Annotated in this window: 12 protein-coding genes; 9 read left to right on the top strand and 3 right to left on the bottom strand. The window is 72.1% G+C overall.

Annotated elements, in window-relative coordinates:
• Window positions 1-183 precede the first annotated feature (183 nt).
• From AB0L45_RS05930 to AB0L45_RS05915, 4 genes are all read left to right on the top strand, one after another.
• The gene (locus AB0L45_RS05930; RefSeq protein WP_365836569.1) at window positions 184-1,065 is read left to right on the top strand and encodes a helix-turn-helix transcriptional regulator; all 882 of its coding nucleotides are present in this window, start codon (window positions 184-186) and stop codon (window positions 1,063-1,065) included.
• A gap of 3 nt (window positions 1,066-1,068) precedes the next feature.
• Complete coding sequence (locus AB0L45_RS05925; RefSeq protein WP_365836567.1) at window positions 1,069-1,260, top strand: DUF397 domain-containing protein; 192 nt, start codon at window positions 1,069-1,071, stop codon at window positions 1,258-1,260.
• Between the two features lie 45 nt (window positions 1,261-1,305).
• The gene (locus tag AB0L45_RS05920) at window positions 1,306-1,518 is read left to right on the top strand and encodes a DUF397 domain-containing protein (RefSeq protein ID WP_365837040.1); all 213 of its coding nucleotides are present in this window, start codon (window positions 1,306-1,308) and stop codon (window positions 1,516-1,518) included.
• A gap of 223 nt (window positions 1,519-1,741) precedes the next feature.
• Window positions 1,742-2,038: a hypothetical protein gene (locus tag AB0L45_RS05915; RefSeq protein WP_365836565.1), complete on the top strand. Its 297-nt coding sequence runs from the start codon at window positions 1,742-1,744 to the stop codon at window positions 2,036-2,038.
• A 58-nt stretch (window positions 2,039-2,096) separates the two neighbouring features.
• Here the strand turns inward: AB0L45_RS05915 and AB0L45_RS05910 are convergent, their stop codons facing one another.
• On the bottom strand, window positions 2,097-2,825 hold the full coding sequence (locus tag AB0L45_RS05910) for a TetR/AcrR family transcriptional regulator (RefSeq protein WP_365836563.1): 729 nt from the start codon (window positions 2,823-2,825) through the stop codon (window positions 2,097-2,099).
• A gap of 211 nt (window positions 2,826-3,036) precedes the next feature.
• On the opposite strand from AB0L45_RS05910, the gene AB0L45_RS05905 reads away from it, so the two are divergent.
• Window positions 3,037-4,008, top strand: a complete 972-nt coding sequence (locus AB0L45_RS05905; RefSeq protein ID WP_365836561.1) for an NAD-dependent epimerase/dehydratase family protein — start codon at window positions 3,037-3,039, stop codon at window positions 4,006-4,008.
• A 105-nt stretch (window positions 4,009-4,113) separates the two neighbouring features.
• Here AB0L45_RS05905 and AB0L45_RS05900 read toward each other — a convergent pair whose 3' ends face one another.
• Window positions 4,114-5,679, bottom strand: coding sequence for an MFS transporter (locus AB0L45_RS05900; protein ID WP_365836559.1), 1,566 nt, complete (start codon window positions 5,677-5,679; stop codon window positions 4,114-4,116).
• 68 nt (window positions 5,680-5,747) lie between these two features.
• On the bottom strand, window positions 5,748-6,365 hold the full coding sequence (locus tag AB0L45_RS05895) for a TetR/AcrR family transcriptional regulator (RefSeq protein WP_365836557.1): 618 nt from the start codon (window positions 6,363-6,365) through the stop codon (window positions 5,748-5,750).
• A 474-nt stretch (window positions 6,366-6,839) separates the two neighbouring features.
• Between AB0L45_RS05895 and AB0L45_RS05890 the strand changes: the two genes are divergently transcribed.
• The 4 genes from AB0L45_RS05890 (at window position 6,840) to AB0L45_RS05875 (ending at window position 12,309) form a co-directional block, all read left to right on the top strand.
• On the top strand, window positions 6,840-8,402 hold the full coding sequence (locus AB0L45_RS05890; RefSeq protein WP_365836555.1) for a nucleotide sugar dehydrogenase: 1,563 nt from the start codon (window positions 6,840-6,842) through the stop codon (window positions 8,400-8,402).
• A 99-nt stretch (window positions 8,403-8,501) separates the two neighbouring features.
• Window positions 8,502-10,178 (top strand): MFS transporter, encoded by a 1,677-nt coding sequence (locus tag AB0L45_RS05885; RefSeq protein WP_365836553.1) that lies wholly within the window; start codon window positions 8,502-8,504, stop codon window positions 10,176-10,178.
• 83 nt (window positions 10,179-10,261) lie between these two features.
• Complete coding sequence (locus AB0L45_RS05880) at window positions 10,262-10,993, top strand: GntR family transcriptional regulator (protein ID WP_365836551.1); 732 nt, start codon at window positions 10,262-10,264, stop codon at window positions 10,991-10,993.
• Complete coding sequence (locus tag AB0L45_RS05875) at window positions 10,990-12,309, top strand: MFS transporter (RefSeq protein ID WP_365836549.1); 1,320 nt, start codon at window positions 10,990-10,992, stop codon at window positions 12,307-12,309. Before AB0L45_RS05880 ends, AB0L45_RS05875 begins: the two co-directional genes overlap by 4 nt.
• Window positions 12,310-12,316 lie beyond the last annotated feature (7 nt).

Genomic DNA, 12,316 nt, shown 5'->3' with positions numbered 1-12,316 from the left:
TCCTCGTGGAGAAGTGGGGGAAGGGAACGGGCATGGCTGATCGCCTCCGTCGGAGTGCCAACGTGCTCGCTGTGCGAGCGAGTGGACACAGACGGTAGTGTTGCTCTGTGTAATGGAGCAAGTTACTTGCGCAGAAATTTTTATTGCCAGAAGCTTGGTCAACTCGACGGGAAGGGGCGGGAGATGGCGGGTGACCGACCCGAACGGGGCAGTTCGGTTTCGACGGTGCTGGGCCGCAGACTGGGCGGCGAACTGCTGCGCATGCGCGAGACGCGCGGGCTGCGCCAGACCCACGCGGCCGAGGCGCTGACCGCCTCGGTCCCGAAGGTCGCGAAGATGGAACGCGGACTGGTCCCGATGCGGGATCCGGACATTCGTGCGCTGTGTCATCTCTACGGGGCGGACGACGCCGCGACGGTGGAGCGGCTGCTCAGCTTGGCAAAGCTCGACCGCGAGAGGCGGAAGGCGAAGGGGTGGTGGAACGGGTACCCCGCGCTCCGGGACATGGTGGAGTACGTGGCCCTGGAAGACGTGGCCAGTGGCGTACGTACTTGGCAGCAGGCCATCGTGCCCGGACTCTTGCAGACGGCTGACTACGCCCGGGCCCTCGCCATGGGTAATGGCAAATGGGACGACCCTGCCGAGGTGGAACCGTTCGTCGAGTCACGGGTGGCACGACAGTCCCGGCTTGCTGGTGAGGCGCCGTTGCAATTGCGCGCGGTGATCCACGAGAGCGCGCTTCGCCAACTCGTAGGTGGCCGCTCGGTGATGCGGGCACAGCTCGGTCACATGTTGGAGCAGGCGGAGCGGCCGAATGTGCGGCTCCAGGTGTTGCCGAGCTCAGCTGGTGCCAATCCCGGCATGAACTGCGCTTTCACCATCGTCTCGCTCGACCTGTCTGGGGCTCTGGACGTAGTGCACATGGACACGACCTCAGCTACGGTCTGGCTGGAGAGCCAGGCCGACGCGACGCACCACCGGTCGATCTTTGACCGCATCACACGCCTTGGGCTTGCTCAACGTGCTTCGGCAGACCTGATCGTCAGCATCCGCAAGGAGATGTAGCCCGTGCCCGATTTCGCTTTCACGAAGTCCAGTTACAGCGGTGGTAACGCCGGCCAGGAGTGTGTCGAAGTAGCGACCAACGTTCCCGCCGTCGTCGCCGTCCGCGACTCCAAGAACCCGTCGGGGCGTACCTTGCTTTTCGGGGGCCGCGAGTGGCTGGCCTTCCGGTCGGCCGTGGTCGACGGGACGATATGACCCGGCATCTGGAACCGTGACCTCACTCCTGGAGACGGTATGGCACTGGGTGTCTTCCGATTTCTCACCTCCAGTTACAGCGGTGGCAACGCGGGGCAGGATTGTGTCGAGGTGGCGACCAACGTGCCCGCCGTCGTCGCCGTCCGCGACTCCAAGAACCCGTCGGGGCGTACCTTGATCTTCGGGGGCCGCGAGTGGCTGGCCTTTCGGGCCGCCGTGATCGATGGGCAGATACGGTCGGCAGCCCTCAGCCCCTGACCGATGCCGACCGCCCGGCCGGGTTCGATCTGAACCGGCGCGACATGCAGGGCGGGGAAGAAAGGGCTGTCGGGCTGGGCGCTCATTCTGCTGCCCCTTTCGTGCCGAGCCCACATTGGGGCGCCGCGCAGGGCGGGGGAGGCCGCCGGAGGATTGGGCGGCATAGCGTCCGCGATCTCGGGCATGCGCCCCCGGCACCAGTGAGCGCCGAGAGGAACGTGTGATGCGGAAGAAGTGGATCCAGCGGGCGGCTGTGGCGGCGAGTGGGGTTTTTGTGGTGGGGGCGTTGCCGTTGGTGGTGGCGGGTCCGGCGCAGGCGTGGTCGTGGGACTGCCAGCAGTATCTGCGGCACAAGGGCTACAACGTGCCCGTCGGCGGCGAAGCCGCCAAGGCGTGCTCGATCGCGGAGGACGGTGAGGGGTCGGCGTACTCGCTCGACATCTGCCGGCAGCGGCTGGAGGCCCTGCACGTCAAGGGCAGGTACGTGAAGCCGGCCTGCAAGAAGGGCGCCGCGCGGTAGCGGCGGCGATTGCGGGGCCTTGGTGGCGGATGCCGCCAAGGCCCCTCTTCGTGGGGTGTCAGGTGCCGGCGGGCAGCCCCACCGCGTCGGCCAGGGCGCCGATTTCGAGGTTGATGAGGGTGGCGGGGTCGTGGCCCATGTTGTTGTACAGGCCCTGGACTTCGAGGCTGACGATGCCGTGCGTGCGCGTCCAGGCGAGGACGGTGGCGGCGAGTGTGGGGACCGGGTCGTCGACTGGGGTGAACGCGGCCACCCAGTCGGCGACTTCGGGAGTGCCCGCGACCCAGGCGCGTACCTCGTCGTACAGCGGCTCGGCGGCCGGCCACGGCCTCCCTTCCGCCAGTACGGCCAGGAACGGGCCGAGCGCCTTGCGGGCGCTCTCCGCGGTGTGGGCGGGCGCCTCGTACGCGGCGGCGGGCGTGCCCGCGAGGAGCAGGTAGCGGTGCGGCTGGGCGAGGGCCCAGTCGCGGTACGCGTGGGCCAGGGCCAGCAGCCGCTCGCGGGGGGACGCGTCGGCGGCCCGGTGCGCCGCCGTGCGGGTGGCCTCGGCGACGTCCTCGTACCCGTCGCTGATGAGCGCCGTGAGCAGGTCGTCGCGGTTGCGGAAGTACTTGTAGAGGGCGGGGCCCGACATGCCGAGGGTCTTGGCGATGGCGTTGATGCTCAGCGCCTCGATGCCGTCGGCCGCGATCTGGGCCAGCGCGGCCTGCTTGATCTCCTGCTGGACCTGGGCGCGGTAACGCTGGCGGGGCGTGCGCGCGGTGTCGGGGACGGCGGGCGGCGGCATGGGGCGGCTCCAGCGGGGCAGTGACGGGCGGTTCTCAGGTCGGTTCGGTTCTCCAGGGAGAGGCTATCGGGTGCGAGGTCGGCTGTAGATTTGGTTAGAGGTTGTAGCTATAGTGAGTGGCGTAGGGCGGAGTGGGCGGCGTCGGTGGGTGTGGCGCTGCCGTGGCCGCGTTCTGCCGTGTTCCTTGTTCCTTCGAAGTCAGGGGTTTCGCATGTCTGCTGTCACGTCGTCGCCCGCTCCGCTGCACGTCGTCCTCGGCACCGGCCCGGCCGGGACCACACTCGCCGAGGAACTGCTGCGGCAGGGCTACCGCGTACGGACCGTCGACCGTTCCGGCCGGGGCGGGCTGCCCGGGGCCGAAGCCGTCGCCGCCGACCTGGGCTCACCGGCCGCCGCGCGGGAGGCGATGGCCGGGGCCGCGGTGGTCTACCACTGCGTCAACGTGGCGTACGAGCTCCAGGTGGAGGTGATGCCCGCCCTCCAGAAGGTGATCGTGGACGCCGTGGCGGCGGTCGGCGCCCGGCTGGTCGTGATGGACACCCTCTACCCGTACGGCTCGTCCGGCGGCGAGCCGCTGACCGAGGACACCCCGTGGCGGGCCACCTCCCGTAAGGGCCGCATGCGGGCGCAGTTGGACGAGGTGTACCTGGCGGCCCACCACGCGGGCCGGCTGCCGGTCGTACTGGCCCGCGCCGCCGACTTCTACGGGCCGCGCGTCGTCAACTCGTCGCTCGGCGCGGCGACGTTCCCGGCGGCCCTGACCGGCGGCACGGTCATGGCCCTCGGCTGCCTGGACCTGCCGCACAGCTTCACGTACATCTGGGACGTCGCCCGCGGGCTCGCCCGGCTCGGGCAGGAGCCGGACGCGTACGGACGGGCCTGGCACCTGCCGACGGCCCCGGCCCCCACCGTGCGCGAGGTGCTGGAGCTGATCCGCGAACACACCGGAGTCCCGTTCGCGACGGAGGTGCTGACGGAGCCGCGCCCCTGGGGAGGGTTCGACGAGGCCTTCATGGCGGAGTACGCCGAGCTGTTCTACCAGCACACCGAGGCGCAGGTGATGGTCTCGGACGCGTTCGAGCGCCGCTTCGGCATGGCGGCCACGCCGCTGCGGGGCGGGGTCGGCGCGACCGTCGACTGGTATCGGGGCTGGCTGGCGCAGCAGGGGGTGGAGGGGGCCTAGGGGAGTGAGTGGCGGAATGCTGAGGAGGGTGCTGAGAGCGGTGGCGGGAGGGCGGACGGGAGGGGGGAACGGGAGGGGCGCTGCGGTGGACGGTTCGGGCTGACGTCAGGGGCTGGGGTCCACGACGGGTGGAGGCGCGGGGGCCCGTGGGCTCGCTGTCGCCGTCGCGGCCTCCGGGCGCCCCGGCAGCCGGAGCGCCAGGATCACGCCGACGGCCGCCACGACCGCGAGGACGGTCAGTGTGGGGCTCATGGCGGAGAGGAAGGCGTGGCCGTCACCGCCTCCGTAGGGACCGTTCTCGTACGACCCGCCCCCAGAGGGCCCGTGCCCCGGTACTCGCCCGTCCCTCCCGTTCCGCTCGGCTCGCCCGTCCCGTCCGGCGAACACCGTCATCAGCATCGTCGCCGCGGCCACCCCCAGCGTCGGGCCGATGTTCATGGCCGTCTGCTGGAGGCCGCCGGCCACTCCGGCGGTGTGCGCGGGCGCCTGGCGTACGACGGCGGCCGTGGCCGTGACCATCACCGTGCCGAACCCGGCGCCCAGCAGCAGGAAGCAGCTGCCGATGGCCACCGTGCCCGACGCCGGGCCGAGCCGTGACATCAGCAGCACGCCGCCGGCGACCAGCGCCGCCCCGTACAGCGTCGTACGGCGCGGGCCCAGCCGCCGCATCAGGACCGCCGAGGCCGGCGCGCCCAGCACCATCGTCACGGCCAGCGGCAGCGTCTCCAGGCCGCTCCGGAACGGGTCCAGCGCGAGCACTTCCTGGAGGTAGTACGTGCAGAGGAACAGCGCGCCGAACATCGCCGCCGACGCGCTCACGAGGACGCCGAGGGCGGGGGTGACGCCGGGCGCGCGCAGCACGCCGGGCGGGATCAGCGGATCGGCGGTACGCGACTCGTGCCGTACGAACGCTGCCCCGGCCACCACGGCGGCCATGAGCCCGAGCGTGGTGGCGGGTGTCCAGCCGGACTCCGGCAGCCCGACGAGGGTGTGCACCAGGCCGCTCAGGGCCGCGGCGAGCAGGCAGGCGCCGGGCAGGTCCAGCCGTACGGGGGTGGACAGGTTCCGGGAGTCGTCCTCGACCGCCTCGGGGGCGGGTGGCCGTACGGCCAGTGCCAGGGCACACGCACCCAGCGCGGGCGCGACGTTGAGGAAGAAGACCGCCCGCCACCCCAGGTGCTCGACGAGCGCACCGCCGAGCACCGGCCCGGCCGCGGCCGCGAGCCCGATGGCGCTCGTACGGATCGCGAGGGGCGTGCCGAGCCGGTCGGGCGGCCAGACCGCGCGCAGCATTCCCAGCGTGGCCGGTTGCAGCAGCGCGCCGGACACTCCCTGGGCGACGCGCAGGCCGATGACCCAGCCGATGTCCGTGGCCATGCCGATGGCCGCCGAGGTGACGGCGAAACCGAGCACTCCGGTGGCGAAGAGCCGCCGGTGGCCGTACCGGTCACCCAGGCGGCCCGCGAAGACCAGCAGCCCGGCCACGGCGATCAGGGAGCCCGTGCCGGCCCACTGCACCTGGACGAACGAGGCGCCCAGGTCCCGCTGGAGCGTGGGCTGCGCGACGGTCAGCACGGTGCCGTCCAGGGCGACGATCACGGCCCCGGTGATGCTGCCGGCGAGCGTGAGACGGCGGAGGCGGGCCGGGGGCGCGGTGCGGACCGGGGGCACGGGGCGGACCGGGGGGACGGAACGGGCCGGAGGCACGGAACGAGCCGGGGGCACGGAACGAGCCGGGGTCACCGGGGCTCCGGGCCCAGGTGCGCGTCGAGCGCGGCACGCAGCAGGGGTCCGACGTCCTCGGTGCCCGTCGCGAGCTGGAGGCTGCCCCAGCGCGACAGCTGGGCGATGCCGTGCAGATTGGCCCACAGGGCGCCGGCGAGGGCCGCGGGATCGTCGTCGGGACGCGTCCTGACCTGGGCGATCAGGCCGGCGAGGGTACGGAACAGCGGCAGGCTGGTGTCCCGCAGGCCGAGTTCGCCGCTCTCCAGGAGGTCGTGGCGGAACATCAGCTCGTACATGCCGGGGTGCGTCCGGGCGAACCCGAGGTAGGCCCGGGCGAGGGCGTCCAGCTGCGCACGCGGCTCCGCCGGGTGGCCGGCCGTCTCCGCGGCGAGGTGGCTCGCCAGCTCGCCGAACCCCTGCCGCGCGATGGCGGAGAGCAGGGTGAGGTGCGTGGGGAAGTAGCGGCGCGGCGCCCCGTGCGAGACGCCTGCGCGGCGGGCGATCTCCCGCAAGGTCAGCGCCTGCACCCCTTCGGCGGCGACCAGTTCGGCTCCGACGGCGATGAGGCGGGCCCGGAGGCTGGGGCCGGTGTCTTCCTGCGGGGGGCTGTGCGGCCTGTTCGGCTTATCCATAGACAGTGTCTACCGCATCACCGTAGACACTGTCTACTGCCTCTCGGAGGGCGCCGTCCACTCCCCCTCTGCGCCCCGTCTCATATTCCGGCGGTGGGACAATGATCCCGGCCCGCGCGGATTCCCGCCGGGCGTGCGGGCGCGCAATTCCGTTGCGCGCCCCTTTACTTGCGTGCGCCCGGGACGGCCGTGCGGAAACGGCGAAGCAAGGCCGTGCGGATTTCAGGTGAGCGCGGCCGGGTGGCCGGAATCGCGGCTCGTGGTCGTTCGGCGGGGACTGCGGCAAGGGCCGTCTCGTGCCGGTCGGTACGAACGGGAGGAAGAACTGAACCGGTCGTTACGGGAGGCCGGCTCCGGCTGCGCCTTCGGGCCGTTCCCCGCAGACTGGGACCAATTGCCTCGTTGCGTGGCACATTCCCGTGGTTCTCGTAGCGGAGCGAATCAAATCAGCAGGACCGAAGGGGCTGATTTGTGATGCGAGTAGCGGTCATAGGACAGGGATATGTGGGCTTGACCGGAGCGGTCGCCCTCACCCAGCAGGGTCATCATGTCACCGGGATCGAACAGGATCCGGAGCGGCTGCGCGTCCTGGACGCGGGCCGGGCCCCGGTCTTCGAACCCGGACTGCCGGAGCAACTGGCGGCCGCGCAGGCCACCGGGCGGCTCCATTTCTCCGGCTCCGTCACCGAAACCCACCGGCGGACACCGTTCGACATCGTTCTCGTGACCGTCGGCACGCCGCCCGCGTCCGACGGGTCCGCCGATCTGACGCAGGTCACGGCCGTACTGGCCGAGGTCCTGGAGCTGCTGCCCGCCCCGTGCGTGGTGCTGAAGTCCACCGTGCCGCCCGGTACGAGCGCCGTGCTCGCCGAGACGTACCCGGGGCTGCGTGAACGTTTCGCGTACAACCCCGAGTTCCTCAACCAGGGCAGTGCGCTGGACGACTGGGCCGTACCCGCCCGGATCGTGGCCGGCGCCTGGGGCGAGGCCGGCCTGCGCGCACTGCGCGAGCTGTACGCGGGCATCTCCGCGCCGTGGGTGGAGACCACCCCGTCCGGTGCCGAGATGATCAAGTACGCGAGCAACGCCTTCCTCGCCACGAAGATCAGTTTCGCGAACGAGGTGGCCGGCATGTGCTGCGGCCCGGACATCGACATCGACCACGTGATGCAGGGCGTCGGCTTCGATCCCCGGATCGGCCACGCCTTCCTCCAGCCCGGACTCGGGTACGGCGACTCCTGCCTGCCCAAGGACACCAACGCGCTGGCCCACTGGGCGAGCACCGCGGGCCTGGCGACCCCGCTGCTGCGCGCCACCATCGCCGTCAACGACGCCCAGTTCGGGCTGGCCGTCCAGATGCTGCGCACCGAACTCGGCGACGGGCCCGCCGACGGCCTGGCGGACGCGGAGATCGCGGTGCTCGGCGTACGGTACGAGCCCTGGAGCGACGACCTGCGCGCCGCGCCCAGCCGTACGGTGGTCCCGGCGCTGCTCGGCCAGGGCGCGCGGGTACGGGTGTGGGATCCCGGCACCGACACCGGCACCATCGCCGGCCTCTTCCCCGGCGCCCGCCCGGCGTCCGGCCTGGGGGAGGCGGTCGAGGGCGCCCACGCCGCCGTGGTGCTGACCGAGTGGCCGCAGGCGATCGAGGCGGACTGGCGGGCGCTGGCGGCCGTGATGTACGAGCCGCGGCTGGTCATCGACGGGAAGAACTGCCTCAGCCCCGAGCGGATGGCCGGCCTGCCCGTCCGCTACCGCAGCATCGGCACCCGGCTGCCCGCCTCGGCCGTCGCCGGCGGCAAGCCCGGAGCGACGGGCCGGACCCGCGGCGGAGCGGAACCGGCACCGGCACTGGAACTGGCTCTGGAACCGGAACCCGCACTGGAACCGGCACCGACACCGGAACCGGCACGGGCGCCGACACCGGAACCGGAACCGGCACGGGCACCGACACCGGAACCGGCACCGGAACCCACCACCCGCCGCCTCCCTCCGGAGCCGCCACCTCCGCCCCCGCCCGCTCTCCCAGACCGGTGAATCTCCGGACGTAAGGGACGCTGGAGGCCTGTCGCGGGTACGGACACTGAGACACATGAGACACAGCGGTCGGTGCCCACGGCGAGGAGAGCGTTTCCGGTGAATCAGCCCCCCACGCTGGACGAGCCGCCCCCGGAGGAAGCTCCCCCGGAGGCGGACCGTCCGGAACCCTCGGCGTGGGCCCCGATGCGCCGCCGGATGTTCCGGGCGCTGTGGATCGCCCAGCTCGCCGCCAACATGGGCACCTGGATGCAGACCGTCGGCGCCCAGTGGCTGATGGGCGACCTGGGCGGCGGGCCGCTGGAGGTGGCCCTCGTCCAGACGGCCACCACGCTGCCGGTCTTCGCGCTGGTGGTGCCCGCGGGAGCGCTCGGCGACATCCTCGACCAGCGGCGGCTGCTCCTCGGGGGACAGCTGCTGATGTTCCTCGGCGCGGCCGGCCTGGCCGCCGTCACCGCGGGCGACCGGGCGACCCCGACCCTGCTGCTCCTGCTCACCGCCCTGATGGGGGTCGGCGAGGCCTTCTGCATCTCCTCCTTCCAGTCCATCCAGCCCGAACTGGTCAGCCGCGACGAGATCCCCCAGGCGGCCCTCCTCAACAGCGCCAACGGCAACGTCGCCCGGGCCGCCGGACCGGCCCTCGGCGGCCTGCTGATCTCGGCGGCGGGCCCGGCGGCCACCTTCGGGATCAACGCCCTGTCCTTCCTGGGCGTCATGGTCGTCCTCTACGCCTGGCGCCGGCCCGCCACCCACCGGCCGCTGGGCTCGGAGCACGTACGGGGTGCGATCCGGGCGGGCGCCCGGTACGTGCGCAGGGCACCGATGTTCGGTGCCGTACTCGGCCGCTCCGGGCTGTTCATGCTCTTCGCGGGCGGGCTGTGGGCGCTGCTCCCGGCGATCGCCCGCGGCCCGCTGGGCATGAGCGCGGGCGGCTACGGGCTGTTGCTGGGCTGTGTCGGGGTGGGCGCGGTGGGCGGCGCGCTGGCGCTGCCCGCGGTCCGGCCCCGTACGACGACGAACGGCCTGGTCACCGTCGCGATGATCTTCTACGCGGCCACCATGGCGGTGATCGGACTGGTGACGTCGTCGGCCGTCGTCGCCATCGCGCTGATCGTCTCCGGCCTGGCCTGGGTGGCGGTGCTGTCCACCCTCTCCGCCTCCGCGCAGATCCTGCTCCCCGTCTGGGCCCGCACCCGGGCGCTCGCGTACTACCAGCTGGTCTTCATGGGCGGCCAGGCGCTGGGCGGGGTGGGCTGGGGTCTGGTGGCCGACTGGTTCGGCGTCCGGAGCGCGTTCGTGATCGCGGGCATCGGCCTGGCGCTGACGACGGTCGTGGGCATGCGGACGATGCCGATGCCCACCGGCCACATCGACATGGAGCACGTCCAGCACTGGCCCGAACCGGAGTCCATGCAGACGCCCGGACGCAACATCGGGCCGGTGATGGTCATCGTGGAGTGGCAGGTGGAGCGGGTGAACGCGGAGGCGTTCATCCGGGCCATGCGGCCGGTGGGGCAGGCACGGCGGCGGACGGGCGCGACCATGTGGGGCCTGTACGAGGACATGGACAATCCGACGCTCTTCCTGGAGACGTTCACCGTCGTCTCCGAGCGGGAGCACCTGCGCCAGCACCTGGAGCGCGGGACCAAGGAGGACCAGGAGCTGGAGGCGCGGGCCCGCAGCCTGACCCGGCCCGGCAGCGCTCCCCGCGTACGCCACCTGATCTGGGCGTACGCCCTGGACCGCGCCGAGGAACTGTCGGCCCACCAGCACTGAGCGCCCCCCGCGCCCCGCCGCCGCACCCGTCCGCATCCTGGACCCCCTCCCTGACGCATACGTGTTGTATCTATGCTGTGCGCATGCCATCAGCCGCCGCTCCGGTCACCTCTGCCCCGGACACCCCACGCACCACGAACGCTCCCGATCGCGCCACCACCCCCACCTCTACCCCGAGCAAAACCCCGCCCGCCGCCGAACGCGTCTACGCGTACGTCAAGCAGGCCGTACTGGAGCGGCACTACGAAGGCGGCGTGCTGCTCACCGAGGGGGAGCTGGCCGAGGCCGTCGGCGTCTCGCGCACACCCGTACGGGAAGCGCTGCTGCGCCTGGAGGTCGAAGGGCTGCTGAAGCTCTACCCGAAGAAGGGCGCGATGGTCCTGCCGGTCTCCGCGCAGGAGATCGCGGACGTGGTGGAGACCCGGCTGCTGGTCGAGGAGCACGCCGCGCGCAAGGCCGTGCCGGCCTCCCCCGCCCTCATCGCCGAGCTGGAGGAGCAGCTCGCGAAGATGATCGAGCTGGCCGCCGCCGGCGACCTCGCCGCCGTCTCCGTCGCCGACCGCTGCTTCCACGCCGCGATCGTGCGCAGCGCCGGCAACCAGATCCTGGACCGGCTGTACGAGCAGCTGCGGGACCGGCAGCTGCGGATGGGCGTCGCCGTGATGCACGCCAACCCGGACCGCATCGCGAAGAACATCGCGGAGCACGGCGAGATCCTCCAGGCGCTGCGCGCCGGGGACGCGGCGGCGGCCGTGGACGCCGTGCACCGCCACGTCAGCTGGGTGCGGAACCTGGCACAGGGAGACGTCCGATGAGCGGCACCGCCCCGGGCCAGGGCACCCTGCTGCCCGGCGACCCGCCCGGCGGCCGCAGAGCGATGGCCGTCTGGGGCATCGGCGTCGCCGTCTACTTCGTGGCGATCACCTACCGGACGAGCCTGGGCGTCGCCGGACTGGACGCGGCGGAACGTTTCCACATCAACGCCTCCGCGCTCTCCACCTTCTCCATCCTCCAACTGCTCGTGTACGCGGGCATGCAGATACCCGTCGGCCTGATGGTCGACCGGCTCGGCACCAAGAAGGTGCTGATCCTGGGCGTCGTGCTGTACACGGTCGGCCAGTTCGGCTTCGCGCTGTCGCAGTCGTACGCCATGGCGCTGGGCTCGCGGGCGCTGCTCGGCTGCGGTGACGCGATGACGTTCATCAGCGTGCTGCGGCTGGGCGCGCGCTGGTTCCCGGCCCGCCGGGGCCCGCTGATAGCCCAGATCGCCGCCCTCATCGGCATGGCGGGCAACCTCGTCTCCACCCTGGTCCTGGCCCGCCTGCTGCACACCTTCGGCTGGACACCGACCTTCGCGTCCAGCGCGCTCGGCGGTATCGCCGTCCTCGCCCTGGTGCTGGCCTTCCTCAAGGACCACCCCAAGGGCTACGAGCCCGCCCCCGCGCCCGCCACACACACCGGCGCCGCCTTCGTCCGCCGCCAGATAGCCGACGCCTGGCGCGAGCCCGGCACCCGGCTGGGCATGTGGGTGCACTTCACCACCCAGTTCCCCGCCATGGTCTTCCTGCTGCTGTGGGGCCTGCCGTTCCTCGTGGAGGCGCAGGGGCTGACGCGCGGCGAAGCGGGCGAACTGCTCACCCTGGTCGTGCTGTCCAACATGGTCGTCGGCCTGGTCTACGGGCAGGTCATCGCCCGTCACCACAGCGCCCGTACGCCGCTGGCGCTCGGCACCGTCGCCGCCACCGCCCTCCTGTGGGCGCTCACGCTGGCCTGGCCGGGCGAGCACGCGCCCGTAGGGCTGCTGATCGTCCTGTGCGTGGTGCTCGGCGCCTGCGGCCCCGCCTCGATGATCGGCTTCGACTTCGCCCGCCCGGCCAACCCGCCGGAACGCCAGGGCACCGCCTCCGGCATCGTCAACATGGGCGGCTTCACCGCCTCCATGACGACACTCCTGGCCATCGGCGTCCTGCTGGACGCCACCGGCGACAATTACCGGATCGCGTTCGCCTCCGTCTTCGTCCTGGAGGCACTGGGCGCCGCGCAGATCCTGCGGCTGCGCGGCCGGGCGCACCGGCGGGAGCGCGAGCGGCTGGTGGCCAGCCGGGTGGAGGCGGTGCACGTACCGGTGTGACGACAGC

Origin of the sequence: Streptomyces sp. NPDC052496 (genome assembly GCF_040679095.1) — a bacterium.
Classification (GTDB): Bacteria; Actinomycetota; Actinomycetes; order Streptomycetales; family Streptomycetaceae; genus Streptomyces.
The sequence above is the reverse complement of the archived record's forward strand: the minus strand, read 5'-3'. Positions and strand labels throughout refer to the sequence as shown.